Source organism: Ruegeria sp. CG11 (assembly GCF_056537245.1).
Map to the genome: position 1 here is coordinate 1,016,626 of NZ_JBQFRE010000001.1, position 26,281 is coordinate 1,042,906.

General features: G+C 59.9%; 22 protein-coding genes and 4 pseudogenes. 16 read left to right on the top strand and 10 right to left on the bottom strand.

Annotated features, from left to right (window positions below; all coding sequences use genetic code 11):
* Positions 1–122 precede the first annotated feature (122 nt).
* Complete coding sequence (locus tag ACR0KW_RS05045) at positions 123–2,012, top strand: PhoX family protein (protein WP_480804013.1); 1,890 nt, start codon at positions 123–125, stop codon at positions 2,010–2,012.
* Positions 2,013–2,059: 47 nt separating this feature from the next.
* On the opposite strand, the gene ACR0KW_RS05050 is transcribed toward ACR0KW_RS05045, so the two are convergent.
* A complete protein-coding gene (locus tag ACR0KW_RS05050) occupies positions 2,060–2,623 on the bottom strand; it encodes a tetratricopeptide repeat protein (RefSeq protein ID WP_480804014.1) in 564 nt (187 codons plus the stop codon).
* Between the two features lie 30 nt (positions 2,624–2,653).
* A complete protein-coding gene (locus ACR0KW_RS05055; protein ID WP_480804015.1) occupies positions 2,654–3,142 on the bottom strand; it encodes an Lrp/AsnC family transcriptional regulator in 489 nt (162 codons plus the stop codon).
* Positions 3,143–3,244: 102 nt separating this feature from the next.
* On the opposite strand from ACR0KW_RS05055, the gene putA reads away from it, so the two are divergent.
* Together putA and ACR0KW_RS05065 are read left to right on the top strand one after the other, a co-directional pair.
* Entirely contained in the window at positions 3,245–6,646 is a 3,402-nt protein-coding gene (gene putA / locus ACR0KW_RS05060; RefSeq protein ID WP_480804016.1) for a bifunctional proline dehydrogenase/L-glutamate gamma-semialdehyde dehydrogenase PutA, read from the top strand.
* Positions 6,647–6,688: 42 nt separating this feature from the next.
* A complete protein-coding gene (locus tag ACR0KW_RS05065; RefSeq protein ID WP_480804017.1) occupies positions 6,689–7,432 on the top strand; it encodes a rhomboid family intramembrane serine protease in 744 nt (247 codons plus the stop codon).
* Between the two features lie 3 nt (positions 7,433–7,435).
* Here the strand turns inward: ACR0KW_RS05065 and ACR0KW_RS05070 are convergent.
* Positions 7,436–8,024 (bottom strand): annotated as a pseudogene (locus ACR0KW_RS05070) (IclR family transcriptional regulator).
* Positions 7,931–8,131 carry a hypothetical protein gene (locus ACR0KW_RS05075; RefSeq protein WP_480804018.1) on the bottom strand — a complete coding sequence of 67 codons (201 nt, stop codon included), beginning with the start codon at positions 8,129–8,131 and terminating at the stop codon, positions 7,931–7,933. The pseudogene ACR0KW_RS05070 and the gene ACR0KW_RS05075 overlap by 94 nt, the downstream one beginning before the upstream one ends.
* A gap of 257 nt (positions 8,132–8,388) precedes the next feature.
* Here ACR0KW_RS05075 and bhcA point away from each other — a divergent pair.
* The 6 genes and pseudogenes from bhcA (at position 8,389) to bhcD (ending at position 12,726) form a co-directional block, all read left to right on the top strand.
* Positions 8,389–9,575, top strand: a pseudogene (bhcA, locus tag ACR0KW_RS05080) (L-aspartate--glyoxylate aminotransferase BhcA).
* 10 nt (positions 9,576–9,585) lie between these two features.
* Positions 9,586–10,558, top strand: a pseudogene (locus tag ACR0KW_RS05085) (pyridoxal-phosphate dependent enzyme).
* Between the two features lie 363 nt (positions 10,559–10,921).
* Entirely contained in the window at positions 10,922–11,137 is a 216-nt protein-coding gene (locus ACR0KW_RS05090; protein WP_480804019.1) for an alanine racemase, read from the top strand.
* A 24-nt stretch (positions 11,138–11,161) separates the two neighbouring features.
* A complete protein-coding gene (locus tag ACR0KW_RS05095; RefSeq protein ID WP_480804020.1) occupies positions 11,162–11,329 on the top strand; it encodes a hypothetical protein in 168 nt (55 codons plus the stop codon).
* A gap of 145 nt (positions 11,330–11,474) precedes the next feature.
* On the top strand, positions 11,475–11,732 hold the full coding sequence (locus tag ACR0KW_RS05100; protein ID WP_480804021.1) for a hypothetical protein: 258 nt from the start codon (positions 11,475–11,477) through the stop codon (positions 11,730–11,732).
* A 15-nt stretch (positions 11,733–11,747) separates the two neighbouring features.
* Positions 11,748–12,726, top strand: a pseudogene (gene bhcD, locus ACR0KW_RS05105) (iminosuccinate reductase BhcD).
* 55 nt (positions 12,727–12,781) lie between these two features.
* Here the strand turns inward: bhcD and ACR0KW_RS05110 are convergent.
* Together ACR0KW_RS05110 and ACR0KW_RS05115 are read right to left on the bottom strand one after the other, a co-directional pair.
* On the bottom strand, positions 12,782–13,567 hold the full coding sequence (locus tag ACR0KW_RS05110) for an inositol monophosphatase family protein (RefSeq protein WP_480804022.1): 786 nt from the start codon (positions 13,565–13,567) through the stop codon (positions 12,782–12,784).
* Between the two features lie 96 nt (positions 13,568–13,663).
* The gene (locus ACR0KW_RS05115; protein ID WP_170440916.1) at positions 13,664–14,569 is read right to left on the bottom strand and encodes a LysR family transcriptional regulator; all 906 of its coding nucleotides are present in this window, start codon (positions 14,567–14,569) and stop codon (positions 13,664–13,666) included.
* A 94-nt stretch (positions 14,570–14,663) separates the two neighbouring features.
* Here ACR0KW_RS05115 and metF point away from each other — a divergent pair, with 94 nt between their 5' ends.
* Both metF and ACR0KW_RS05125 read left to right on the top strand, forming a co-directional pair.
* Positions 14,664–15,530, top strand: coding sequence for a methylenetetrahydrofolate reductase [NAD(P)H] (metF, locus tag ACR0KW_RS05120; protein WP_480804023.1), 867 nt, complete (start codon positions 14,664–14,666; stop codon positions 15,528–15,530).
* A 214-nt stretch (positions 15,531–15,744) separates the two neighbouring features.
* Positions 15,745–16,398: a DnaJ domain-containing protein gene (locus tag ACR0KW_RS05125; protein ID WP_480804024.1), complete on the top strand. Its 654-nt coding sequence runs from the start codon at positions 15,745–15,747 to the stop codon at positions 16,396–16,398.
* A gap of 50 nt (positions 16,399–16,448) precedes the next feature.
* Here the strand turns inward: ACR0KW_RS05125 and ACR0KW_RS05130 are convergent, their stop codons facing one another.
* Entirely contained in the window at positions 16,449–16,967 is a 519-nt protein-coding gene (locus ACR0KW_RS05130; protein ID WP_480804025.1) for a YHS domain-containing (seleno)protein, read from the bottom strand.
* Between the two features lie 230 nt (positions 16,968–17,197).
* Here ACR0KW_RS05130 and yghU point away from each other — a divergent pair, with 230 nt between their 5' ends.
* Positions 17,198–18,076 carry a glutathione-dependent disulfide-bond oxidoreductase gene (yghU, locus tag ACR0KW_RS05135; RefSeq protein WP_480804026.1) on the top strand — a complete coding sequence of 293 codons (879 nt, stop codon included), beginning with the start codon at positions 17,198–17,200 and terminating at the stop codon, positions 18,074–18,076.
* Between the two features lie 40 nt (positions 18,077–18,116).
* Here yghU and ACR0KW_RS05140 read toward each other — a convergent pair whose 3' ends face one another.
* Complete coding sequence (locus ACR0KW_RS05140) at positions 18,117–18,905, bottom strand: SseB family protein (RefSeq protein WP_480804027.1); 789 nt, start codon at positions 18,903–18,905, stop codon at positions 18,117–18,119.
* Positions 18,898–19,485, bottom strand: a complete 588-nt coding sequence (locus ACR0KW_RS05145) for a uracil-DNA glycosylase family protein (RefSeq protein WP_480804028.1) — start codon at positions 19,483–19,485, stop codon at positions 18,898–18,900. The genes ACR0KW_RS05140 and ACR0KW_RS05145 overlap by 8 nt, the downstream gene beginning before the upstream one ends.
* 228 nt (positions 19,486–19,713) lie before the next feature.
* Here ACR0KW_RS05145 and ACR0KW_RS05150 point away from each other — a divergent pair, with 228 nt between their 5' ends.
* The 4 genes from ACR0KW_RS05150 to ACR0KW_RS05165 are packed head-to-tail and all read left to right on the top strand — an operon-like array spanning position 19,714 to position 24,275.
* Positions 19,714–20,373 (top strand): ABC transporter ATP-binding protein, encoded by a 660-nt coding sequence (locus ACR0KW_RS05150; RefSeq protein ID WP_480804029.1) that lies wholly within the window; start codon positions 19,714–19,716, stop codon positions 20,371–20,373.
* Positions 20,351–21,925, top strand: a complete 1,575-nt coding sequence (locus tag ACR0KW_RS05155) for a KpsE/RkpR family capsule polysaccharide export protein (protein ID WP_480804030.1) — start codon at positions 20,351–20,353, stop codon at positions 21,923–21,925. Before ACR0KW_RS05150 ends, ACR0KW_RS05155 begins: the two co-directional genes overlap by 23 nt.
* Before the next feature lie 5 nt (positions 21,926–21,930).
* Positions 21,931–22,764 (top strand): 3-deoxy-8-phosphooctulonate synthase, encoded by an 834-nt coding sequence (gene kdsA, locus ACR0KW_RS05160; RefSeq protein ID WP_480804031.1) that lies wholly within the window; start codon positions 21,931–21,933, stop codon positions 22,762–22,764.
* 14 nt (positions 22,765–22,778) lie between these two features.
* Positions 22,779–24,275 (top strand): phosphomannomutase/phosphoglucomutase, encoded by a 1,497-nt coding sequence (locus ACR0KW_RS05165; RefSeq protein ID WP_480804032.1) that lies wholly within the window; start codon positions 22,779–22,781, stop codon positions 24,273–24,275.
* A gap of 35 nt (positions 24,276–24,310) precedes the next feature.
* Here ACR0KW_RS05165 and ACR0KW_RS05170 read toward each other — a convergent pair whose 3' ends face one another.
* Positions 24,311–26,272: an AsmA family protein gene (locus ACR0KW_RS05170; RefSeq protein ID WP_480804033.1), complete on the bottom strand. Its 1,962-nt coding sequence runs from the start codon at positions 26,270–26,272 to the stop codon at positions 24,311–24,313.
* Between the last annotated feature and the right edge of the window lie 9 nt (positions 26,273–26,281).

Sequence of the window (26,281 nt, forward strand, 5' to 3'; positions counted from 1 at the left end):
AGCGTCGGAAAAGCCATTATTAGATGCCTCGGGCAGTGTCCTTCAGGTTGCTGTCAACACCCTGTCACAAAGACCCCCTAAGTCCATTTCATCACTCTTTATAGGACAGCCAGGAGCCATCCATGACCACCGTAGACCCCACCACTTTATCTGCTGACGATTGGGACGAATTGCACTTCCCCCGCCCCGAGGAAAACGACTTTGACCGCGTTGTCGAAAGCGCCCTTTCGCGCCGTGGCTTCCTAGGTGGTGCGCTGGCCTTTGGCTCGGGTGCTGCCGCTATGGGCGCGGGCCTGATGGGGTCGACTGCGGCCCACGCTGTCGGCGCCTCGCGCTTTGCCTTCACTCCTATTGCTGCACAAACCGATGGCACCGTGCATGTCCCGGAAGGGTACGAATGGAAAATGCTGATGCGCTGGGGCGACCCGCTGTTCTCCGACGCGGACGGCTATGACCTGACTGACGGCGGCGCGGTCGAGAAATCGGATCGCGTGTTTGGTGAAAACACCGACGGAATGGAGACCTTCTCGTTCCAGGGTCACGAGTTGATTGCGATCAACCATGAATACCCGAACCGCAAGATCAACCTGCCCGCCGCGAACGAAGGCGTTCCGGCAAATGCCGACGATGTTCTGAAACTGCAGAACCTGCAGGGCGTCACCGTGATGGAAATCACCGAAGGTCCCGACGGCTGGTCGGTTGTCAAAGACAGCCCCTTCAACCGCCGCATCCACCACAATACCCCGATGAAGATCGTCGGCCCCGCGGCCGGTCACGACCTGCTGAAGACCGCTGCCGATCCGACCGGCACTACTTCGCTGGGCACCATGAACAACTGTGGAGCGGGCAAGACCCCATGGGGTACCTACCTGACTTGTGAAGAGAACTTTAACGGCTATTTCGGCTCATCCAACGAAAACGCCAGCTATGACCAGAAAGTCGCGGGTGGCATGGCGCGCTACGGCATCAAAGCGACAAGCTGGAACGGGTATGAACTGTTTGATCCACGCTTCGACACCTCGAAAAACCCGAATGAACCGCACCGCGCGGGCTGGATCGTGGAAATCGACCCGACCAATCCTGACAGCACGCCAGTCAAACACACCGGTCTGGGCCGCTTCAAGCACGAAAACGCCGAGGTAACACTGGCCGCCGATGGCCGTGTGGTCGTCTATATGGGCGATGATGAGCGGGGCGAGTATCTGTACAAGTTCGTCTCGAACGGCACCTACCAGCCCGGCGGTGAGACCGAGAGCCTGCTGAACGATGGAACGCTTTATGTCGCCAAGTTCAATGATGACGCAACAGGTGCGTGGCTGCCTCTGACGCCGGAAACCACCGGCATGGACGCGGCCGAGATTCTGATCTTTACCCGCATGGCCGCGTCGGCCGCCGGCGGCACCACCATGGACCGTCCGGAATGGGTCGCCTCCAGCCCGGTTGCGGCCGAGGCCTATTGCTGCCTGACCAACAACAAGAATCGCGGCGTCAAACCGAATGCCGGTGGGGATGACACCTCGGTCAACGGTCCCAACCCGCGCGAGGCCAACAAGTACGGTCAGATCGTGCGCTGGCGCCCAGCGAATGATGACCATGCGGCCGAAGGGTTTGGTTGGGACCTGTACGTCATGGCAGGCAACCCGACCGTGCATTCCGACGACCGCGCTGGATCGCCGAATGTAAACGAAGGCAACCTGTTCAACTCGCCCGACGGCATGGCCATCGACTCGACGGGCCTGATCTGGATTCAAACCGACGGCAATGACGGCAACGAGGAAGATTTTGCCGGCCACGGCAACAACCAGATGCTGGTCGGTGATCCGGTCACCGGTGAAATCGCGCGCTTCATGACCGGCCCGAACGGCTGTGAGGTTACGGGGCTGGCCTGGTCCACCGACCTGCGCACCATGTTTGTTGGCATCCAGCACCCGGGTAGCAACTGGCCCGATGGCGGCACGCCACGGTCCTCGGTCATTGCGATCAAGCGCGCCGATAACAGTGTGATTGGCTAAACCTGAATGAAACGCCCCCGGCCTTTTGGTTCCGGGGGCGTTTTCCGTCAGATATCCTGACCCGGTGGCTCCAGTGGCCCACCCGGCCCCAGAAGATGGCGCTCCGATAGCCACGGGTTCAGTTCCAAAGCCTGGTTCAGAGCCTCCCGCGCTTCATCAAGCCTTTTCAACTCCAACAAGGTCAATGCCCGCCCGCTGATCGCAGCCACATGTTTCGGCGACAGTTCGATGGCCTTGTCCAGATCGGGCAAGGCGGCTTCGAAATCCCGCCCCAGATAAAACGCAAAGGCGCGTTGATTGTACCCTTCGGCATAAGCCGGGCAGTAGGCGATCAGCTTATTGAAATCCTCGATCGCACCCAGCAAGTCCGAAGCCCTGAGACGCGCCATTCCCCGATCCAGTGCGGCCTGCGCGCTTGCATCCGGCGCATCGGTCCAGAACTCCCACAACTGGCTCGACAAGGCGCGGGCGGCTTGTTCAGTTTCGGCCTGCTGGATTTGCGTAATTATTCCGTCAACATCGGCGGCGTGGTCCGGCGCAACAGGACAGTCCCCGGCCCGCACAGCCGTGGACGCGACAAGTAAGATGGAAGCAAGGGTTATCTGTTTCATGATCCAATGGTGACGCCACTGGACGTTTCGTCAACCCGTGCCTTCAATCGCTCCGGACACGCCCATCTCTTTCACCGCCTCCATCGCAACGAAGGTCGACGTATTCGCCACGTGCGGCAGGGATGAGATTTTCTCGGCCAGAACCGCGCGGTATTCCGACATCGAACCGGTGCGGATTTTCAGCAAATAGTCGAAATTTGATGCGATCATATGGGCTTGTTCGATCTCGGCCACCTTGCGCACCGCCGCGTTGAACTCGGCCAGGGCCTTCTCGCGGGTGTCAGTCAGGCGCACCTCGACAAAGGCGACATGGTCCAGCCCAAGGCGGATCGGGTCCAGCAAGGCGCGGTATCCGGTGATGATTCCTTCGGCCTCAAGCCTTTTCACACGTGCTTGAGTCGGGGACTTCGACAGCCCAATGCGCCGCGCCAGATCGGCGACCGAGATACGCCCGTCCTCGGCCAGAATCGTCAGGATCGACCGGTCAAACCGATCCAGATCAGGGCGGTTCATTTGCATCGTTTTACTTCACCAAATCAGTTCATTTGCCTTCAGAAACCATAAATCAAGGCAGTTGTCCCGCAAAATCGATCCTATATTTAACAAAAGCCCGGAGGATTCATGACACACAGCCTGCGCACCCATATCGACGGCCAGACCTATGCCGATCAGTCCGAAATTCTGAATGCCCTGATCGCACAGGCCGAGTTGAGCGAACCCGACCGCGCCGCGATCTGCGCGGCGGCGGCGCAGTTGGTGCGCGACATCCGCTCCAGCACCTCCCCCGGTATGATGGAGGTCTTTCTCGCCGAATATGGCCTGTCCACCGATGAAGGTGTCGCACTGATGTGTCTGGCCGAGGCGCTGTTGCGGGTCCCAGACGCCGAAACGATCGACGCGCTGATCGAAGACAAGATCGCGCCGTCCGATTGGGGTAAGCACCTGGGGCAGTCGTCCTCGTCACTGGTGAACGCATCGACTTGGGCGCTGATGCTGACGGGCAAGGTTCTGGACGAGGGCAAGACATCTCCGGTCAGTGCCCTGCGCGGAGCGATCAAACGGCTGGGTGAGCCGGTCATCCGCACCGCCGTCGGGCGCGCAATGAAAGAGATGGGGCGTCAGTTCGTTCTGGGCGAGACCATCCAGGCTGCTATGGACCGCGCGCAAGGGATGGAATCCAAAGGGTACACCTATTCCTACGACATGCTGGGCGAGGCCGCCCGCACCGAGGCCGATGCCGCCCGCTATCACCTGTCCTATTCCCGTGCGATCGCTGCCATTGCGGACGCCTGTACCCACAACGACATCCGCGCAAATCCGGGCATTTCGGTGAAACTGTCGGCATTGCACCCGCGTTATGAAATCGCACAGGAACAGCGGGTGATGGATGAACTGGTACCGCGTGTTCGGGCCTTGTGTCTGCTGGCCAAGGCGGCCGGAATGGGTCTGAACGTGGACGCCGAAGAGGCCGACCGTCTATCACTGTCCCTTCAGGTGATCGAAGCGGTAATGGCCGAGCCCGCCCTGGCCGGATGGGATGGGTTCGGGATCGTTGTCCAAGCTTACGGCCCGCGTGCCGGAATCGCTCTGGACACACTCTACGAAATGGCTGAACGCCACGACCGCAAGCTGATGGTACGTCTGGTCAAAGGTGCGTATTGGGATACCGAGATCAAGCGCGCTCAGGTCGAGGGCGTCGATGGGTTCCCCGTGTTCACCCGCAAAGAGGCGACCGATATCTCGTACATCGCCAACGCGCGCAAACTGCTGGGCATGACCAACCGGATTTACCCGCAATTCGCCACTCACAATGCGCATACGGTCAGCGCGATCCTGCATATGGCTGATGATCAGCCGTTCGAGTTTCAGCGCCTGCACGGGATGGGTGAAACCCTGCACCAGATCGTCAAGGATCAAAGCAAAACGCGCTGCCGGATTTACGCCCCCGTTGGCGCGCACCGGGACCTTCTGGCCTATCTTGTGCGGCGCCTGCTGGAAAACGGCGCGAACTCCTCGTTCGTGAACCAGATCGTAGATGAAGCAGTGCCGCCGGAAGAGGTGGCCGCTGACCCGTTTGTCACCATTCAGGGGCCGAAATCCCCCCTTCCGACCGGGCCCGAACTGTTTGAACCGGAACGGCCGAACTCCAAGGGGTTCGACCTGCACCATACGCCGACGCTCGACCACGTCGACGCGGCCCGAGACGAATTCCGTGCCCATCACTGGTACGCTCAGCCGCTGCTGTCGGCGGATGCGCATCCCGGCGAGGATGAACCTGTCATCAACCCGGCACAACCGCAGGATCGGCCAGGCGCCGTGGCCCCGGCCAGCGCAGAAGATGTTGAGCTGGCTTTGGCTTCAGCCAGCCCGTGGCAATCCCCCGCTGCGGATCGGGCACGCATCCTGAATGCCGCTGCTGATCTGTACGAGGCGCATTTCGGCGAGCTATTCGCCCTGCTGGCCCGAGAGGCAGGCAAGTCCGTTCCCGACGCAGTCGCCGAACTGCGCGAGGCGGTGGACTTCCTGCGCTATTATGCGGCCAACATCCCTCAGGCGGAACCAGCGGGCACGTTCACCTGCATCAGCCCGTGGAACTTTCCGCTGGCAATCTTTACCGGCCAGATTTCGGCGGCTTTGGCCACAGGCAACGCCGTGCTGGCCAAACCTGCGCCGCAGACACCGCTGATTGCCCATCGTGCAGTCCAGTTGCTGCACGAGGCTGGTGTCCCTCGCGATGTGCTGCAACTACTGCCGGGGGGACCCTCCGTTGGGGCAGCGCTGACGTCCGACCCACGCGTGTCGGGAGTGGCCTTCACAGGCTCGACCGCGACGGCGTTGAAAATCCGCCATGCTATGGCCGAGAACCTGCGGCCCGGCACACCTCTGATCGCGGAAACAGGCGGGTTGAACGCAATGATCGTGGACAGCACCGCACTGCCTGAACAGGCCGTGCAGTCCATCATCGAAAGCGCCTTTCAGTCGGCGGGTCAACGGTGCTCGGCCCTACGTTGCCTTTATGTGCAGGACGATATCGCGGACGATCTGCTGACCATGCTGACCGGCGCGATGGAGGCGTTGCAGGTTGGTAACCCATGGTTGCTGTCCACCGATTGTGGCCCGGTGGTCGATGAAGATGCACGTAAGGGCATTGCCGATCACATTGCCAAAGCGCGAACCGAAGGGCGGGTTTTGAAAGAACTGAACACGCCGCCCGAAGGCACCTACATCGCCCCTACCCTGATCGAGATCTTCGGCATAGCGGCGCTTGAACGCGAGATCTTTGGCCCCGTGCTGCATGTGGCTCGGTTCAAGGCATCCGAAATCGATCAGGTCATCGCCTCGATCAATGCCACTGGCTACGGGCTGACCTTCGGCCTGCACACCCGCATCGACGACCGCGTGCAGCACATCACCGAGGCGGTTCACGCAGGCAACATCTATGTCAATCGCAACCAGATCGGAGCCATCGTCGGCTCGCAACCTTTCGGCGGCGAAGGTCTGTCTGGCACCGGGCCCAAGGCGGGCGGACCGAACTATATGGCGCGTTTCTGTTCGCCCGACCGTCAGACCAGCGAGGCCAAATGGGACACTACCATGGGCGACATACCTGCCCCACAGGGCCAACCCGCCGCCGTTCGTACCCAGTCCTTGCCCGGCCCGACCGGTGAATCCAACCGGCTGAGTGAAATCCCCCGTGCGCCCCTGCTGTGCATGGGACCGGGGGCAGAGGCCACAAAGGCGCAGGTCGAGGTCGTCACAGCCTTGGGCGGCACAGCCATTCAGGCAACCGGAATGGTTGACCTGCACAGGCTGGAAAACGCCGCCGGGTTCTCGGGCGTGCTCTGGTGGGGGGACGAGGACACCGCGCGTGAGATCGAATGCCATCTGGCCCGCCGTGACGGCCCCATCCTGCCGATGATCCCCGGGCAGCCAGACCGCGCTCGGGTGCTGGGCGAGCGTCATGTCTGCGTCGATACCACCGCTGCAGGCGGCAACGCCGCGCTATTGGGTGGTGCGGCGTAACCGTACCTTGACGCTGGGCCGGGAAAAGCCCAGCGTCCCCCCATGTTTCCGATCCGTGACCATAACCCCTCGGGGCGCACGCCATATGTCGTCTATCTTCTGATGGCGGCCAATATACTGATTTTCATCAGCTATGTGGGGATCATGGATAACGACCGGCTGATCAGCCGGTTCTATTTCGACTACGCGGTCATCCCTGCGCGGATCACCGACGGGTTTGCGCTGGAAACGCTGTTGACCTCGATGTTCCTGCACGGCGGCTGGATGCATCTGGCAGGGAACATGCTGTTCCTGTGGATTTTCGGCGACAACCTCGAAGACGAGATGGGCCACCTACCCTTTCTGCTGTTTTATCTGGTTGCCGGCATTGGTGCAGGTCTGATCCATGTCGTCACTGCCCCGGACTCGGTGGTGCCGACCATCGGTGCGTCGGGTGCAATCGCCGGGGTGATGGGGGGCTATCTTCTGCTGTTCCCCAAGGCCCGTGTGGACGTCCTTTTGATCCTGATCGTGTATTTTCGGATCTTCACCATCCCGGCCTTTATCATGCTGGGCATCTGGCTGGGCATCCAGTTCGTAGGCAGCCTTGCCAGCAACCCGGACGAGGGCGGCGTCGCCTATTGGGCGCATACAGGCGGCTTCCTTGTCGGCCTTATCCTGTGCATCCCGCTTTGGCTGAAACGCGGCGGACCAGAGTACTGGAGCCGCACCCACGGACACCCGCCCCACCCCGAGCACAAATACAAGCTGTCGCAATCCCGCATTCCACGCGTCCCGCGCAAATAGGGCTCAGCCCTCGGATTGGGGCATCTGCCCCCCGCTAAGATGCGTAATCTCTTGCGCCGCGTCTTTGACCAAGGCGCCTAGTTCCGAGGCCCTGTCCGCGTGAAAGCGAACAGATGGGCCGGACACGGATATCCCGGCACAGGGTTCGGCGCGGTCGTTGTAGATGGCGGCCCCGATACAGGACATGCCTTCATACCACTCCTCGTGGTCATACGACCAACCGCGCGCGGGTTTTCTCCAAATCCGCCGTCAGGCCCGAACCGGCGGTCAGCGTGTGGTCCGTGAACCGCTCGGGGTCAACGGAACTGAGGGCTTTGTTGGCCGCATCCGGGTTCATCGCGGCCAGTATCGCCTTGCCCGTGCCAGACCCATATATTGGCGTCCGCGCACCGGGCGGAAAAAACGCCCGGATAGAGTTCAACGTCTCGACCTGACCGACAAAAACCACTTCAGCGCCATCCGGCACCGCCAGGTTTGCGGTCTCGCCACTACCCTGCATCAGACGCCGCAGGATCGGGCGCCGATCTCGATCACGCTGTTGCGGCGCAGGAAAGAGGCCCCGGTCCGGCAAGCATCGATCCCGATCATCCATTCCTGCCGCTCGTCGTCAAAAGAGGCGAAACCATGTTTTTGCGGAGTGGTCAGTATGCGGTGCGTCGCCGCCGTCGGCACGCCCAGCGCTCGATCCAGTGACTGCATGGTCCCGGCCGAGCTTTCCTTGAAAAGCGATTTCGGCCTGCCGCGCGGTCTTTTCTGAGACTCCTTTTCTGCCTCTCCCCGTTTTGTCCCCGTGATTTTTCGAAATCACCATTTTCGACCTTCGGGAATGAAAAACGGAAAAACCCGCCAATTCATTGACTTATAAATTTAAATGCAAAAATGAAAATATTTTTCAAGAAAATTTCAAGCGGGAGAGATTTCCCGGACACTGATTTCCATCTTGGAGGAAATTAGTGATGTCCACTCAGAACCCTGTTTTCGTACCCGGCCCGACGAACATTCCGGATCGCCTGCGACTGGCGGTGCAGGTTCAGACACAGGACCACCGTGCGCCGGATATTGTTGAGACTTTCTCGCCCGTACTGGAAGACAGCAAAAAGGTGTTCGGAACGACACCGGGTCAGGTCGTCACCTTCCCCGCCAGTGGTACGGGTGGATGGGAGGCTGCGGTGACTAATACACTCAGCCCCGGGGATGCGGTTCTGGTGGCCCGCTATGGCATGTTCAGCCATCGCTGGATCGAGCTGTGTCAGCGCCATGGGCTGGATGTTCGGATCATCGAATGCCCGTGGGGCAGCGGTGCACCGGTGGATAAGTTCGCCGAGGCTTTGGCTGCGGACAAAGCGCACGAAATCAAGGCAGTTCTGGTCACTCACAACGAGACAGCTACCGGGGTACGCTCGGACATTGCGGCAGTGCGTAAGGCGATGGATGCCAGCACCCATCCGGCAATGCCGTTCGTAGATTGCGTCAGTTCGCTGGCCTCGATGCCGTTCGAGTTTGATGACTGGGGCGTTGATATAGCCGTGTCCGGCTCGCAGAAAGGATTCATGCTGGCGACCGGCATGGCGGTCCTCTGCGTCAGCCCCAAGGCGCTGGCCGCAATGGGGACGGCCAAGCTGCCGCGCACCTTCTTTGACTTTCGTGATATGATGTCGCGAACGCCTCGGGTGGCTTCCCGTACACCCCGCCGCTGCGGCTGATCTACGGGATGCGCGAAAGCCTGAAGATGCTGTTCGAGGAAGGGCTCGACAACGTCTATGCCCGCCACTTCCGCCTGGCCGAAGGCGTGCGAAAGGCCGCCGCCTAGGGGCTGGAGCTGGTGGCGCAGTCGCCGAACCTCTACTCGGATACGGTCAGCGAGATCTATGTGCCCGACGGCTTCGACAGTAATGCGCTGACCGATCACGCTTTCAACGCCTATGGCGTCAGCTTTGGCATCGGGTTGGGCGAGATGCACGGCAAAGCTTTCCTTATCGGCCATCTGGGCAGCCTGACGGATGTGATGGCCCTGTCTGGTCTGGCCACAATCGAGATGGCGATGGCCGATCTGGACTACCCGATCGAACTGGGCAGCGGTATGGCTGCGGCGCAGGAGTACTTCCGCGTTGGCTACGCCACTCCCATGCAATCTGCGGCGTAAGGAGCGCCGGATGCCTGACGACATGCCCACAGCCGATTGCCTAACCCTTGCCGACATGCTCGCGGCGCATGAGAGGATCGAACCCCAAATAAACCGCACCCCCGTGCTGCGGTCCGACTATCTGGACGATCTAACCGGCGCGCAGTTGTTCTTCAAATGCGAGAACCTTCAGGAGGCCAGGGCCTTCAAGCTGCGTGGTGCCTGTAACGCGGTTTTTGGCCTGAATGACGAGACCGCCGAGCGCGGCGTCTGCACCCATTCCAGCGGCAACCACGCGCTCAACCTGTCTTATGCGGCGGGCCGCCGGGGCATCCCCTGTAATGTCGTGATGCTGCGCACCGCGCCGCAGACCAAGAAGGGCGCGGTGCGCCGCTATGGCGGGATCATCACTGAATGCGAGCCCTCGACCACCTCCGCGCGGCGGTGTTTGTCGAGGTTCAGGCGCGCACGGGGGCGAATTCGTGCACCCCTGCAACGACCCGCGCGTGATCGCTGGTCAGGCCACCTGCTCGGCATAACTGCTGGAACAGACCGGCGTCCTGGACGCGGTGGTCGCCCCCATAGGAGGCGGCGGCATGATCTCGGGCACCTGCCTGGCCCTGTCGAACCGGGCGCCTGAGGTGAAGAACTATGCCTCGGAACCGGAGCAGGCCGAGGATGCCTATCGCAGCTTCAAGGCAGGTCACATTATCGCCGATGACGCACCGGACACCGTCGCCGACGGGCTGAAAGTACCGTTGAAAGAGAACACCTGGCACTTTGTCTCGAACTTCGTCAGCGACATCCACACCGCCAGCGAAGACGTGATCATCGCCGCGATGAAGACCACCTGGAAATACCTGCGCATCGTGATGGAGCCCAGCAGCGCGGTGCCGCTGGCGACGAGCCTGAAGTACCCCGAGGTGTTCAAAGGCAAGCGTATCGGCGTGATCATCACCGGCGGCAATGTGGATCTGGATAAACTGTCCTGGCCCCGGGGCTAAGGAGGAAGATATGAACAAGCTCGTAAACATCGACCAGCTTGAGGTCGGCTTTGACATCCCCGCCGCAATCGGTATGGACGCGTCTGAGACACAAGCTCCGGCTCTGGTGCTGGATTTGGACGCGCTGGAGCGCAACATCAAGAAGATGGGTGACTACGCCAAGGCCCATGGCATGCGCCACCGGGTGCGTGGCAAAATGCACAAATCCGTCGATGTGGCCAAGCTGCAGGTCGAGCTGGGAGGGGCCTGTGGCATCTGCTGCCAGAAAGTGCCAGAGGCCGAGGTTTTTGCGCGCGATGGCATCAAGGATGTGCTTGTGTCCAATCAGTACGCGACCCGGCGAAGATCGACCGGCTGGCACAGATGCCCAAACTGGGCGCACGGACGATCTGTTGCGTCGACGATATCGGCAATGTCTCCGACCTGTCCGAGGCCGTACAGCGCCATGGCACCCAGATCGTATGCTTGGTCGAGATCGACTGCGGCGCGGGCCGTTGCGGCTTGACCACCACGCCCGAGGTGATCGCCATTGCCAAGGCCATCGACGCGGCCCCGGGGCTGATATTCGCGGGCATCTAGGCCTATCAGGGTGCGATGCAGCACATGGACCTGTACGAAGACCGCAAGGCCAAGATCGACATCGCCGTGGCGCAGGTAAAAGACGCCGTTGACGGGTTGAAGGCCGAAGGGCTGGACTGCGACATCGTCGGCGGTGGCGGCACCGGGTCTTACTACTTCGAGAGCACCTCGGGCGTGTATAACGAACTGTAATGCGGCTCTTACGCCTTCATGGACGCCGACTATGGCCGCGTCCTCGATGAGAACGGCAACCGCATCGACCGTGGGGAGTGGGAGAACGCCTTCTTCATCCTCACCAGCGTCATGAGCCACGCGAAGGCGGACAAGGCCATCGTTGATGCGGGCCTCAAGGCGCAGTCGGTGGGCAGCGGACTGCCGGTGGTGTTCGGGCGCATGGATGTCGAATACATCAAGTGTTCCCGACGAACACGGCGTTGTTGCCGACCCCGAGGGCGTTCTACAGGTCAATGACAAGCTGCATCTGGTGCCCGGCCACTGTGACCCGACCGCCAATGTCCACGACTGGTACGTGGGCGTGCGCGACGGCAAGATTGAAACCCTCTGGCCCGTCTCCGCGCGCGGCAAGGCGTTCTGAGGCGAACGAAGGATCATGAAAGATATGTCAGACAAACCCCTACTGATCGTCGGAGAAGACCTCTGCCAGAAACTCGTCCGCCGCGCCGAAGCCTTTGATGCGGTTCAGGACGTCTTCGCCGCTATGGCGCGTGGCGACGCCTATAACTTCCTAGTCATACGCGAAGCCATTGGTTACGCCGATGCTTCAAATCCGGCTTTGCCCGCGCCGGTCAGGTGCTGGGCGTCAAGTCTGGCGGCTACTGGCCGGGGAAAATGGAGAAAGGGCTGACCAATCATCAGTCCACCGTCTTCCTGTTCGACCCCGATACTGGACGGTTGTCGGCTTTGGTCGGTGGCAACTACCTGACCGCCGTGCGCACCGCAGCATCTTCGGTGTCTCCATCGCTCATCTTGCCCGCAGTGATGCCAAAGTACTGGGCATGGTCGGAGCGGGCCACCAATCCACCTTCCAATTGCGCGCCGCGGCCAAGCAACGAGATTTCGAAAAGTTGGTCGCATGGAACCCCCACCCCGAGATGTTGCCCCGTCTGGGCGAGGTCGCGCATGAGATCGGCCGGGAATTTGAAGCCGTCACTAAGGAAGAACTGGGCGCGCAGGCGGATGTCATCATCACAATCACCTCGGCCTTTGAACCGTTGCTAATTAAGGATTGGATCAAACCCGGCACCCATCTGGCCTGTATGGGCACCGATACCAAGGGCAAGCAAGAGGTCGACGCGGCACTGGTCGCTCACGCTACTGTTTTCACCGACGAGGTTGCCCAGTCCATTTCGATAGGCGAGGCGCAACACGCCTTCGGCAGCGGTAATCTTACCGAAGTCCAGATCGCCCCCATCGGCGCTGTCATCAACAACTCCCACCTCGGACGGGCCTCTGTCGAAGAAATCACTCTCTTCGACGGTACGGGCGTCGGCCTGCAAGACCTCGCCGTCGTGTCCGTTGCCGCAAAATTTGCAGACGAGGCCGGACTGGCAGAGCGGGCAACCCTCTGAAACGAAAAAGCGCGCCTCGAACGGGGCGCGCTTGTTCAACGGGTATATCGGATAATCAGCCCCGGATCACTTTGGCGAATTGATCAAAGATCGGTTCGTTCGAACAGATCACCTCACCATCTTCCAGCACGCTGCCTTCGGGGTCCAGGGCCTGCACGAAGCCGCCCGCCTCTTTCACGATGATGATCCCGGCAGCCACATCCCAGGCGTTCAGGCGGCGTTCCCAGAACCCCTCGTAACGGCCAGCAGCCACATAAGCCATGTCCAGCGCCGCAGCGCCCCAGCGGCGCACACCGGCACAGACGGGCATCAACCGGGCAAGATCCTGCAGCGTGGCAGGCAGGTCCGAACGACCTCCGAAAGGCAGCCCGGTCGCGAAGATCGACTCGATCATGCGGTGACGGCCCGAGACGCGAATACGGGTGTCGTTCATCCACGCGCCCTCGCCCTTTTCGGCAAAGAACATCTCGTCCTTGGCAGCGTCATAGATCACACCGGCGACGATCTTGCCCTTATGCTCCAGCGCGATCGAAATCGCCCAGTGCGGCAAGCCGTGCAGGAAGTTGGTGGTGCCGTCCAGCGGGTCCACGATCCAGCGGCGGGTCGGGTCTTCGCCGGCGATGGAGCCGCCCTCTTCGGCCAGCCAGCCATAGGTCGGACGCGCGCCCAGCAGTTCCTCTTTCAGGATTTCCTCGGCTGCAATATCGGCCTTGGAGACAAAGTCACCCGCGCCTTTCATCGACACCTGAAGGTTCTCGACTTCACGAAAATCCTTGACCAAAGAACGCCCCGCTTTGCGCGCGGCTTTGATCATGATGTTGAGGTTTGCACTGCCAACCATTGTCCAAAGGCTCCTGTCCGGTCAAACCGCGCGTATACTGGGGCAATGCGCCCTTGCCAAGAGGAATGATGCGCATAACAGACCCGCGTTTCGCGCTTATTGTGACTGCAGCTTGCGCGCCTCGGTTCCGGCCAGTTCGATCAGTTCCTGCACATAGGGTTTTTCCAGGTCTTCGGTGCGGACAGCAGCGTAAAGCCTGCGGGTGATCCCATCCTTGGTCAGCGGGCGGGTGACGTAGTCCGAGTTATACTTCACCTCACGCACGACCCAATCGGGCAACACAGACACACCGCGGTTCGACGCCACCAACAGAAGGATCACAGCGGTCAGTTCGACCTGCCGGATCGCAGCGGGTTCGACACGTGCAGGGATCAGCAACTGGCTGAAGATATCCAGACGGGTGCGTTCGACCGGATAGGTGATCAGCGTCTGGCCCCGGAAATCCTCGGCCTCGATGAACTCTTTCTGCGCCAAAGGGTGTGCAGAGGCCGCGACGAAAACCGCGTCATAGTCGAACAGCTCGATGAACTCGACGCCCGGCAGATCCTCAGGGTCGGATGAAACGACCAGATCGACCTCTTCCTTCTGCAACGCGGGCAAGGCGTCGAACGCAAGACCCGGACGAATATCGACATCCACATCGCCCCAGGATTTGCGGAACGATTCCAACACCGGGAACAGCCATTCGAAACAGGCATGGCATTCGATGGCGATGTGCATCCGGCCCGTACGCCCATCACGCAAGGATGAAAACTCCTGTTGCGTCGCCTCGACCTGCGGCAGGATCTGCTCCGCCAGCCGCAACAGGCGCAGCCCTGCTGCCGACAGCTTCATCGGCTTGGACCGGCGCAGGAACAGTTCGACCCCGGCCTGATCCTCCAACCCTTTGATCTGATGGCTCAAAGCCGATTGCGTGATGTTCAGCTGATCCGCCGCACGGGCCAACCCGCCGCATTCGTGTATGGCCTTGATCGTACGCAGGTGCCGGAATTCGATGTGCATTGCAATGAGACTCATGTTGTTCTTGAGTAATATGAGTTTGTCTCACAATGCAGGAACTGGCACAAGGGCCCCAGATTGGACCTGTGAGGCAGATATGACGACACCTGAGATTTCATTCGAGTTCTTCCCGCCGCAAACGCTGGAGGCGTCGTTCCGTCTTTGGGATACGGTTCAGACCCTGGCGCCACTGGAGCCGCGCTTTGTATCGGTCACCTATGGCGCGGGGGGCACAACCCGAGAGCTGACGCGCGATGCGGTGGCGACGCTGCACAAATCATCCGGCCTGCCCGTTGCGGCACACCTGACCTGCGTGGATGCCTCGCGCCAAGAGACGTTGCAGATTGCCGACACCTTCGCACGTGCCGGGGTTGAGAACATTGTCGCCCTGCGTGGCGATCCGCCCAAAGGTCACAACCGGTTCACACCCCACCCCGACGGATTCGCCAATTCGGTCGAATTGATCGAAGCCTTGGCCGAAACCGAAATGTTCAACATCCGCGTCGGTGCCTACCCTGACAAGCACCCAGAAGCGCAGGATTTTTCGGCGGATATCGAGTGGCTCAAGGCCAAGCTGGACGCTGGTGCGGACGAGGCACTGACCCAATTCTTCTTCGAGGCCGAGACGTTTTTCCGGTTCCGCGATGCCTGCGAAAAGGCTGGGATCGACAAGCCCATCGTGCCCGGCATCCTGCCGATCGAGAACTGGAAAGGCGCCCGCAATTTTGCCCGCCGCTGCGGGACACATATCCCCGACTGGATCGAACACGCCTTTGAAAAGGCGATTCGCGATGATCGTGAGGACCTGCTGGCCACCGCCCTATGCACCGAGCTGTGTTCTGACCTGATCGATGGCGGCGTGGACAAGCTGCACTTCTACACGTTGAATCGCCCGGAACTGACACGTGATGTGTGTTTTGCACTGGGTATTACACCGCGGGCCGAACTTCAGAATGTCGCCTGAACCTTCCTGTTGGTCACCTTCGCCCGGATCCTGCTCAGGCTCCGGGCTTTTTATTGGGTAGCGGCGGGTTTGGCGGCCGCAAAACAAACGCGAACAATAGCCTGCTGTTGAGCCAACTGTCCCCACCCCCGCAATAAAATTTCGCTAAAATTTGACAAGACCCTACGCCTCTTCAAACTGAGGTTGTAGTGTTTGTTTAACGAGTTGTTTGAGTATGGAGCCTGTCGAAAAGATAAATGCACGCGCAGATGCGCTGGCGGCTTTGGGATTGGACCAGACAGCAGGGTCCGACGATATCCGGGATGCCTGGCGCCATATCGCATTTCGCGCTCACCCAGATCATAGAAACGGCGACTGCACCCATTTCGCCCGCGCCAAGGAAGCATATGACTTTTTGCGCCGCGAAGGACTGACCAGCAAAGGGAAAACCACAGGTACTCCCCGGCGCCCGAAGCTGCGCAAGCGTGTGATCGAGCTGGAAAGCACCGATATCGCCGCCTGCCGCAGTTTGCTGAACACCGCTCTGGCGCATAATCCGGATGGTAACGAACCAAATCCGGACCCGCAGGGCACTTCAGATGCCGACCACGTCCCTGATGCGGTGGGATTCTATGGCCGTCATCTGACCTATTTCGTCCCGACCCCTGTGAAGGAAGGGCCGAACCGGGTGGCACTACCGACTTCGTTTCTGGCTTCGGCCCGGCGAATGGAAACCGAGGTGCTGAGCTTTCAGTCCAAGGATACCGGCGCGGGCGAGGTTGTGGTTCCGGAAACGATCGCTGCGTGCAAATTCCCCGGCGCCAAGAGCGTCCGGATCAAGTTCGACGCGGATCAGCAAATGCGCGACAATTTCTGGCTGGCGAGCTGACGAAAAACCCGGCCTAGTGAGAGCCGGGTTTGTTCTTGGTGAGTAGTAGTTTAGTTCACAACCGGGCCTTCCGAGGTGAATTTCGGGATCACGCTGGTCGATGCGTCATCAGCCTCGATCCCCGGCCAATTACCTTCGGCCAGATTGATGTTTCCCGGGATATCCTCTTCAAAGAAGCCAACAACAACATCTGTGATGTTCAGGTACAGTTTGTCGTCAACGATCCGCCACAGGTTCGGGTTTGCCGGAACCTTGCCGCCCCGCGACACTCCATAGGCGCAATGCCCGTCATAGGCAGGTGCGTAGTACGCCGGGTTTTCAAGGAACTTGTCACGGTTTTCCTCGGTCGAGAACGCCCAGGTCGCACCGTTAAATTCCGCTGTAATGTCCGCATGGCCACGTACTGCCTCGGGCTGGGATTGGCCAACTGGCGCCTGATCCAGACCGCGATAGGCGACAACGTCATAACCCGACACGGCAAACCCGGTGCCGTCCACATATTGATCCCCGGCAAAAGCCGGAACGGCAAGGGTCAGAGCAGTTGCGAAAGACAGGGCAAAGCTTTTCATATGGTCAATCCTTTTGTCCTTTGGGTTTGGCGTTGGAGAGAGAATAGGTATTTTCACCCCGATGGGCAGTCCTGCTCGCGCCGCTGTGAGGTCGGATGAAAAAACGTGAGAGGTTCGACCCCGTTTGTTACAAAACCTCTTTGACATCCGGGGTTGGACTCGGGGCTTTGCAACATTAGCTGTTGTGGCGGACGGACAATTCACCCGAACTTTGCTGAGAAAGACAACCGATGACCGAGCAATCCCCATACACGCCTCCCAAAGTCTGGACTTGGGACAGCGAGAGCGGCGGCCAGTTTGCCAATATCAACCGCCCCATCGCCGGCGCCACCCACGACAAGGACCTGCCGGTCGGGCGCCATCCGCTGCAACTGTATTCGCTGGCGACACCCAACGGCGTCAAAGTCACCGTGATGCTGGAAGAGCTGCTGGCGCTGGGTCATGAAGGCGCCGAATACAATGCCTGGCTGATCAATATTGGCGAGGGCGACCAGTTCAGCTCGGGCTTTGTCGAAGCGAACCCGAACTCGAAAATCCCTGCGCTGTGGGATCGTTCTGGTGACGCGCCTATGCGCGTGTTCGAAAGCGCCTCGATCCTGTTCCATCTGGCCGAGAAGTTCGACGCGTTCCTTCCGAAATCCGGCCCCGAGCGGACCGAGGTGATGAACTGGGTCTTCTGGCAAATGGGCAGTGCGCCGTATTTGGGTGGGGGCTTCGGCCATTTCTACGCTTACGCGCCCGAGAAATGGGAATACCCAATCAACCGTTTCGCCATGGAGGCCAAGCGTCAACTGGACGTGCTGGATCGTCAGCTGGCCGAGAACACCTATATCGCGGGTGAAGACTATACCATCGCCGACATGGCAATCTGGCCCTGGTACGGCCAGCTGGTTCTGGGCCGTCTGTACAGCGCGGCCGAGTTCCTGGATGTCGAATCCTATAAAAACGTGATGCGTTGGGCCAAAGCCGTCGATGCGCGGCCCGCCGTTCAGCGCGGCCGTATGGTCAACCGCGCGTTTGGTGAGCCGCATACTCAACTGCACGAGCGCCACGACGCCAACGACTTTGAAACCCGCACGCAGGACAAACTGGAAGCCGCAGCGGAATAACAACGCATGGCCCCGCGACCTGACCGGTTGCGGGGTCTGCTTATTTCAGAACCGGCGGCTTGTCCGGATCACTGCCCGGTGTGATGTGCTGAACGACCCTTTGTTCAGGCTGAGGTAGATCAAATCTCAGGCCGACACGCGCCAACGCGGCTGCGGCTGCTTCATGTGGGCTGAAAAACCCGACATCCATCGCTCCGGCCTCGATACCGGAAAAGGTCAGCGCCTCGGAGGCTGCTTTGGCCAGCGCAGCCTCAGCCCCCTCAACCGCGCCGACAAAGCCCAGCAGATGCCCCGCGCCTCCGTCCTCTGATTTGGTTCCGACCAGAAAGGCGGCCTCGGCTAAGCCAACGGCTGTGGCCAGCTTTGCGTCCAGCGCCTTCAGCAGATCATCCGGCAGGCCGGTCGGAGGCAGAAACTCGGCCAGACGCTGCTGCACCTCTTCCGGCGCATGTTCCAGCGTCCTAGCCAGCCAGCCCAGCGCCTCGGCCGGGATCAGCATCGAGGACGGCGCGACCTCGAGGTTCAGCCCAAGACCAATCCCCTGCCCTGCCAGCATCCCGGACAGAACCCGACCGGACAAGGCCACATAGGGCACCGGGCGTTCCGCAAACCGGGCCAGCCGGTCCTCGCGGTCAAAGGCCAGAACGAACCGGCCATCGGCAACATCGAACAGTTCCGGCGTGATGTTTTCATCCTGTGCCTCTTCGGCCAGCAACAGGAACAGCTCGCTGTCAGCGAGCCGTTCAAAGAACCGTAGTCGCGCCGCATCGTCCTGCGGGTTGGCCTCCATCGCGGCGTGGGCGGTATCAAGGGCGGTTTCGTCAGTCATTCAGAACCTCTTGCACCCGCGCGCGCAGAACCGGCAGCAGTTCGGCTTCGAACCACGGGTTTTTCTTCAACCATGCCGTATTGCGCCAGGACGGATGAGGCAAGGGAAAGACCTGCGGCGCATGGTCTTGCCAGTCCCGCACCGTGTCCGTGACCGAACCGCGCACTCCAAGATGGTATTTGTGCGCGTGCCCGCCGACCAGAACGGTCAGCGGCACCTGCCCCAGTTCGTCCATCACCCTGTTATGCCATGTCTGCCCACAGACCGGCGGAGGCGGCAGATCGGCCTTGCGTTCGTCATACCCCGGAAAACAGAATGCCATCGGCACGATCGACACGCGGGCGCGGTCATAGAATACGGTTTCATCGATCCCCAGCCAGTCGCGCAGACGGTCACCCGACGGATCGGTGAACGGACGGCCCGAGGCATGAACCCGCGCGCCCGGAGCCTGCCCTGCAATCAACAGCGGCGTCCCCTGCCGGAACCAGACCACCGGGCGCGGTTCATGTGCCGTATGCGTGGCCCGAAACCTGTCCGCGCAAATGCGGCAGGCTTCAATCTCTTTTTGCAGCGGGTTCATCGGATCGCAAGATTTCCTGCATCAAACTGGTTGACGGTCGAAGTGAAAGATAGTCAACGCGTTGCCGCGGTCCAACCGATGCATTAGTCACAGTGCCGAATGGTCGCTTTCACGCGCATTGATCATTTGTTTCATAATTCGACATAATGTAGCCAACATGGATCGGTAAGTATTCCGTTCTCTCATCGGCCCGACCGGTGCAACAAACGCAAGAGCAGCAGGCCTTGAATGCTTGAGTTCGAGAATGTCAGCAAGTCCTTCTGGACCGGGACCCGCCGCAAGGTGATCCTGGATCAGGTCTCGTTCCGGATCGAGCTTGGCCGGTCCATCGGCATTCTAGCCCCCAATGGCACTGGCAAGACGACCCTGATCAACATGATGGCCGGGCTGGAAAAACCCGACGAGGGTGTGATCCGCAAATCCTGCCGGATCTCGTTTCCGATGGGGTTCTCGGGCGGCGTGGCCAAGAAGCTTTCTGCGCTAGAAAACGCCCGTTATATCGCAAAAATCTACGGTATGGATCCCGATTATATCGAGGCGTACTGCAAATGGCTGTGTGGTCTGGGTGAGTATTTCGACCAACCGCTTGGAACCTATTCATCCGGTATGCGGGCACGCTTTACCTTTGCCCTGATGTTGGCGCTGGATTTCGACATGTACCTGATTGACGAAGGGATGCCGGCGACTACCGATGTGGAGTTCAACCGAAAAGCGGGCGACATCCTGAAAGAGCGGTTGCGCACCACGACGCTGGTCATTGTATCGCACAGCCCATCCGTTCTTGAGAAGTTTGCACAACAGGCCGCCGTTCTTCTGGACGGTCAGCTTTATATGTTCGAAACCTTGGAAGAGGCACGACAGCTATATGACTACCAAACCCAAGGCTAAGAAATACCGCTGGCGACGCAACCATCAGAGTTCCGACTCAGCTGACGCACGTGCCGATGCCATTTCGCGTATCAGGAAGGCTACGCAACCGTCCGAGGCCGCAAATGACGCGCAACCAGCGACTGATATCGACGCGATCAAACGAGAAGGCCTGACCGGGCGACAACTGCGCGTGGCGCGGCGTCTGGCGCAGAAGAACGGTCTGGCTGCAACGTCGGATTACGATGCGGTCCGATTGTTGCGTCAACAGGGCATTGACCCCTTTGAGCGGGCCAATCTGCTGGATCTGGCGGCCGAAAAGAAAGACTCGGAAGACAAGACCAAGGACAAAATCACCATCCAACTGCCGCAGACGGTCAAGGAATCGCCTCAAAGCCTGCCCGGGCCCGAGCTGAGCCCCGCGGAGCGGCGCAATCTGGAAATCGGTGAAATCCAAAAGGACATCGCACGCCGCCGCAGACGTAAACTGTTTGCGCTGTTCGCACGGCTGGCGGTGTTTGTTCTGCTTCCAACCGTGATTGTCGGCATTTATTTCTATCGGGTTGCGACACCGATGTACGCAAGCGACTCGGCCTTTTCGATCCTGCAGGCAGATGGGGGTGGCGCCTCCTTTGGCGGGTTCCTGGCTGGCACTCAATACGCAACAGCACAGGATTCAGTTGCCACGCAGGAATTCCTGGAATCAAAAGACGCGCTGGTCCGGCTTGAGAATGACACCGACTTTTCGGAAATCTTCAAGCATGAGTGGATAGACCCGATCCAGCGCCTGCCTCAGGATGCAACTCTTGAGGATACCTATAAACTGTACAAGCGGATGATCACCATCGGGTATGACCCAAGTGACGGCATCATCCGCATGGAGGTAGCGGCGCCGAGTCCCGAAATATCGGTCGAGCTGTCCTCTCTGCTGCTGTCCTACGCCGAGGAAACCATCAACGGTTTGACTGAATTGAAGCGTGAAGATCAAATGCGCGATGCCCGAGCCGGATTTGAACTGGCACAGGAAGAGCGCAGAAAAGCGCAGGAAGAGTTGATCGAACTGCAGCTGCAGGGGGCAGTGCTGGACCCGGAAAACGTCCTCGCCGGTCTGCGGGAGCGGATCAATGCGATCGAATTCGAGTTGCAGGAAAAGGAACTGCAATTGGCGGCCCTTCTGGACAACCTGCGCCCGAACCAGGCCAAGGTGGACGGCGTCCGCGCAGACATCAAACGGCTTGAGGTCGTGTTGGCAGAGTTGAACGAAGAAATGCTGGACGTCTCCGCTGGCGAAAACTCGCTTGCGCGGCTCAGCGTACGTATTCAGATGGCGCAGGCCGACCTGGTGGCGCGCGACATGATGCTGCAAACCGCGATGGAGCAGATGGAAACCACACGGACCGAAGCCAACCGCAAAGTGCGTTACCTGTCCGTTTCGGTAAACCCGGTGGCCAGCGAGGAACCCAGCTATCCGCGCGAGTTCGAAAATACGATTTTGGCTTTCCTGTTGTTTGCTGGTATCTACCTGATGATCTCGCTTACCGCGTCGGTCCTTCGTGAACAGGTATCCTCGTAAGACATATGAAACATGTAAAAATCTCCGACCTCACGGTCGGCAATGATCTGCCCCTGACGATCATCGCCGGTCCCTGCCAACTTGAAACCGCCGATCACGCTCAGATGATCGCCGGTAAAATGAAAGAGGCCTGCGATGCCGCCGGTGCGCAGTATGTCTTCAAGGCCTCGTACGACAAAGCCAACCGGACGTCGCTGTCCGGTGCCCGCGGCATGGGAATTGACGCCGGGCTGAATGTTCTGGACGACATCCGCAAGACAATGGGTATTCCGGTTCTAACCGATGTTCACACCGAGGCGCAGTGTGCCGTTGCCGCCGATGCGGTGGATGTTCTGCAGATTCCCGCCTTCCTGTGCCGCCAGACCGATATGCTGCTGGCTGCAGGCAACACCGGCGCTGTAATCAACGTCAAGAAGGGCCAGTTCCTCGCCCCGTGGGAAATGCCCAACATCGTCGCCAAGATCGAAAGCACCGGGAACAAAAACATCCTGCTGACGGAACGCGGTTCGTCATTTGGGTACAACACGCTGGTTGCCGACATGCGGTCGCTGCCCCAAATGGCCCAGACGGGCTACCCGGTGGTGATGGACGCCACCCATTCGGTGCAGCAACCCGGCGGACAGGGTGGTTCGTCTGGCGGACAAAGAGAATTCGCCCCGGTCATGGCACGGGCCGCGGTCGCCGTTGGTACTGGCGCTGTGTTCATGGAAACGCATCAGGATCCGGACAACGCCCCCTGCGACGGGCCCAACATGATCTATCTGGATCAGATGCCCCAACTGATTGACACATTGATGCGTTTTGATGCGCTGGCCAAAGCCAATCCGATTCAGATTTAATCAAGAGCGATAGTATGACCAAACCCATCCCCGAGGTGACCCCGAACACCTGGAGCTTTTTGCGCGACCCGATGATCAAACCCACCGGGTTTCGCGAATACGACGCTCGCTGGAAATACCCCGAAGAGATCAACCTGCCCGGCATGACGGCATTGGGTCTGGGTCTGGGCACCCAGATGCGCAAACGCGGGATCGAGCCTGTAATCGCGGTTGGAAACGACTATCGCGACTATTCGCTGGCGATCAAAAACGCCTTGATCCTCGGGTTGATGCAGGCGGGTATTCAGGTCAAGGATATCGGCCCGGCGCTCAGCCCGATGGCCTATTTTGCCCAGTTCCATCTGGACGTTCCGGCGGTGGCCATGGTGACGGCCAGCCACAACCCGAATGGCTGGACCGGGGTGAAGATGGGCTTTGATCGCCCGCTGACCCATGGCCCGGACGAGATGTCGGAGCTGCGTGACATCGTTCTGAACGGTGAAGGCGTTCCGCACGAGGGCGGCTCATACGAGTTCGTTGAAGGCGTGAAAGAGGCCTATATCGACGATCTGGTCGGGGATTTCAAAATGTCCCGCCCGCTCAAGGTTGTATGCGCGACCGGCAACGGAACGGCCTCGGCCTTTGCTCCCGAGATTTTCGAACGGATGGGCGTGGAAGTGGTGCCCAGTCACAACCGACTGGATTACACCTTCCCCAACTACAACCCCAACCCCGAAGCCATGGAGATGTTGCACGACATGGCCGAAACCGTGAAATCCAGCGGTGCCGATATGGCGTTGGGGTTTGATGGTGACGGTGACCGGTGCGGTGTTGTGGATGACGAAGGCGAGGAAATTTTCGCCGACAAGGTCGGCGTGATTATGGCCCGCGATCTGGCCAAGCTGTACCCCAACGCAACCTTCGTGGCCGACGTCAAATCGACCGGCCTGTTCGCCAGCGACCCTGAACTGCAGGCCCATGGCGTCAAGGCGGATTACTGGAAAACTGGGCACAGCCACATGAAGCGGCGGGTCAAGGAAATCAACGCTCTGGCCGGGTTCGAAAAATCCGGTCACTACTTCCTGGCCGAACCGATCGGGCGCGGTTACGACTGCGGTATGCGCGTGGCGGTTGAGATCTGCAAGTTGATGGATCGTAACCCGGACAAGAGCATGTCGGACCTGCGCAAAGCGCTGCCAAAAACATGGTCAACGCCCACCATGTCGCCCTATGCCGCCGACACCGAAAAGTACGACATCCTCAAGCGCCTGGTCGACAAGCTGGTCGCCAAGGCCGACGCGGGCGAGAATTTCGCCGGCCGCGCGATCAAAGAGGTCGTCACCGTCAACGGCGCGCGCGTCATTCTGGACAATGGCAGCTGGGGTCTGGTGCGTGCCTCATCGAACACGCCGAACCTTGTTGTGGTCTGCGAAAGCAGCGACAGCGAAGACGAAATGCGGGCCATTTTCGCAGATATCGATGCCGTGATCCGGACCGAACCCGGCGTTGGCGACTACGACCAGACGATCTGATCCAATCCGGATAGGGGCGCCCAAGGGCGCCCCTTTCAATTTCCGCCCAACAGTTTGAGCAGGCCTTTTTTGACTTCTTCTTCCAGCTTGTTTTTCAAAGCGTCCTCAGCGCTTTCGCTGTCGGTCACCACGGTTCCCAGCTCATCACTGACCTTTTCCAGAACCTTTTGCTTGGCGTCGTCTTCAATACCCTTGAGTTTCCCTTCGGCGGCGGCTTCGATCACCTTGCTCAGGTCTGGCTTGATAGACGGATCGCTCCACGGCCCGACAATCCGAACTGGCACCGCGAGCCCCTGACCGGAATTGGCACGCAGCGCGACAGGCGTGAACAGATAGTCAATCGTGCGCGCCCCAATGTTGACCTGCCCGGTTCCGTCCGCACGGAAATTATCCAGCGACATCAGCAGATCATTGTTGGTCAGAACACCCTGATCGATATTGAAACTGGCGGTCAGACTGTTGAACACCGTCGTCCCGCCTGCGTCCTTGCCCCGCCCCATCAGGCGATCCAGATCAATGCCCGCGATGACGCCCTGCCCCACATTCAGGCTGCCCTTCCCACTGAGGGACCGCATGATCTGGTCCTCGGTCTGGCCGACGCCCAAAAACTCGAAATCGCCAGACCCCGAACCTGTCAAACGATCGACCCCTGCAAGCGTGGACAGAGCTTGCTGTAGATCGATGCCTTGCGCATTCAGTTTACCGCCTACGGACAAGCCGTTTCTGTTATTGGCCACCACCTGCCCGGTCACTTGCCCTGCGAACAAAGTGGCCGGGTCCATCCGCAGAACCGCCCGGGACCGATCAAGGCTGAGAGTCAGGTCGCTGGGCCCCAGGGTGATTTCAGGCACTGCGATGGAAGAGGCCGTCAGGCGAATCTCTCCGTTTGCTAAGGCTAGGGCTGAGGCATCAATTGGATCGGTGGACCAACCACTGTACGGCGCCGATGCAGATGCCGTACCGGAACCACCCCCGGCCGTTGCGGGTGCATCATTGTATCGGGACAGGTCGATATCCCCGCCCTTCAGACGTGCGGTGATTTTGGGCGGGTCCGAAATCTCGATATCTGCCTCTCCGGTGAATCGGTTGTGATCCAGCTGCGCCACCAAGTTGCGCAGCGACGCGCGGCCTTCTTTCGTATACGTCATGTGCCCCGACACGTCGGCCACACGACCCAGCCCCAGCGGCACCCCGACACCCGCCTGACCAAAGGCGGCCAGCATCTTTTCGGTATCCTTGGTTTTGACTTCGAGATTGCCGTCCATCTCTCCGGCAAGGTTGACCCGACCGTCAAACCCGAACTCGCCGCCCGGCGCGGTCAGCGCCAGTTCCAGGGGCGTGACAGCACCTGAGGCATAGGCGGGCAGGTCGGGTATCCTGAGGTCCACATTCACCTTGCCACCCGGAACGGCCATCCGTGCTTCCATTATCAATGGCGCGGCTGGATCGGGCCAGCTGGCAGACAAGTCGACGTTCGAAAAGTCAAACTTTGTTGCGCCGTTTTCAGTATAGATCAGCCGCGCGTTGGTCAGTTCCAGCCGATCCAGTGTCACGACCCCCTGCGCCGAGGCTTCAGACGACGCGACGCTGTTATCAGAGCTGGGCTGAGAACTTGCAGCACTCATCTCCCAGTTTCCGCGCCCGTCCGACAATTCCAGCCGCAAAGTCGGTTGATCCGCAAAGACGCGACGAATCCGAAAATCACCATTCCACAAACCGGCGGCATCAACCCCAACGGCCAAACTCTCGGCACTCAACATAGGCTCCGAGCTTGCCCAAGGCGCATTGCCAAAGGTGACCGGGCCGGTCTCCATCCCCAGAACTGGCCAGAAGGACAGGTTCACATCGCCCGTCAACTTTAGCTCACGACCTGTCTCGCTTTTGACCTGTTTGGCCAGAATTGCGGCCAGTTTGTCGCCCGGCATCAGCAACAATGCGCCGATGACAAGGCCGAAGGCGACCACGAATAAGAAGAGTATGCGCAACAGCCATTTCATTTTCTGCTC

Coding starts and splice junctions, on each gene's coding strand:
- ACR0KW_RS05100 (WP_480804021.1), top strand. CDS start 11,475: ATGCGGGCCTCAAGGCGCAGTCGGTGGGCAGCGGACTGCCGGTGGTGT.
- ACR0KW_RS05150 (WP_480804029.1), top strand. CDS start 19,714: ATGCTTGAGTTCGAGAATGTCAGCAAGTCCTTCTGGACCGGGACCCGC.
- ACR0KW_RS05110 (WP_480804022.1), bottom strand. CDS start 13,567: ATGGTTGGCAGTGCAAACCTCAACATCATGATCAAAGCCGCGCGCAAA.
- ACR0KW_RS05155 (WP_480804030.1), top strand. CDS start 20,351: ATGACTACCAAACCCAAGGCTAAGAAATACCGCTGGCGACGCAACCAT.
- yghU (WP_480804026.1), top strand. CDS start 17,198: ATGACCGAGCAATCCCCATACACGCCTCCCAAAGTCTGGACTTGGGAC.
- ACR0KW_RS05145 (WP_480804028.1), bottom strand. CDS start 19,485: ATGAACCCGCTGCAAAAAGAGATTGAAGCCTGCCGCATTTGCGCGGAC.
- kdsA (WP_480804031.1), top strand. CDS start 21,931: ATGAAACATGTAAAAATCTCCGACCTCACGGTCGGCAATGATCTGCCC.
- ACR0KW_RS05115 (WP_170440916.1), bottom strand. CDS start 14,569: ATGCACATCGAATTCCGGCACCTGCGTACGATCAAGGCCATACACGAA.
- ACR0KW_RS05045 (WP_480804013.1), top strand. CDS start 123: ATGACCACCGTAGACCCCACCACTTTATCTGCTGACGATTGGGACGAA.
- ACR0KW_RS05050 (WP_480804014.1), bottom strand. CDS start 2,623: ATGAAACAGATAACCCTTGCTTCCATCTTACTTGTCGCGTCCACGGCT.
- ACR0KW_RS05140 (WP_480804027.1), bottom strand. CDS start 18,905: ATGACTGACGAAACCGCCCTTGATACCGCCCACGCCGCGATGGAGGCC.
- ACR0KW_RS05055 (WP_480804015.1), bottom strand. CDS start 3,142: ATGCAAATGAACCGCCCTGATCTGGATCGGTTTGACCGGTCGATCCTG.
- ACR0KW_RS05130 (WP_480804025.1), bottom strand. CDS start 16,967: ATGAAAAGCTTTGCCCTGTCTTTCGCAACTGCTCTGACCCTTGCCGTT.
- metF (WP_480804023.1), top strand. CDS start 14,664: ATGACGACACCTGAGATTTCATTCGAGTTCTTCCCGCCGCAAACGCTG.
- putA (WP_480804016.1), top strand. CDS start 3,245: ATGACACACAGCCTGCGCACCCATATCGACGGCCAGACCTATGCCGAT.
- ACR0KW_RS05090 (WP_480804019.1), top strand. CDS start 10,922: ATGCCCAAACTGGGCGCACGGACGATCTGTTGCGTCGACGATATCGGC.
- ACR0KW_RS05065 (WP_480804017.1), top strand. CDS start 6,689: ATGTTTCCGATCCGTGACCATAACCCCTCGGGGCGCACGCCATATGTC.
- ACR0KW_RS05165 (WP_480804032.1), top strand. CDS start 22,779: ATGACCAAACCCATCCCCGAGGTGACCCCGAACACCTGGAGCTTTTTG.
- ACR0KW_RS05170 (WP_480804033.1), bottom strand. CDS start 26,272: ATGAAATGGCTGTTGCGCATACTCTTCTTATTCGTGGTCGCCTTCGGC.
- ACR0KW_RS05125 (WP_480804024.1), top strand. CDS start 15,745: ATGGAGCCTGTCGAAAAGATAAATGCACGCGCAGATGCGCTGGCGGCT.
- ACR0KW_RS05095 (WP_480804020.1), top strand. CDS start 11,162: ATGGACCTGTACGAAGACCGCAAGGCCAAGATCGACATCGCCGTGGCG.
- ACR0KW_RS05075 (WP_480804018.1), bottom strand. CDS start 8,131: ATGCAGTCACTGGATCGAGCGCTGGGCGTGCCGACGGCGGCGACGCAC.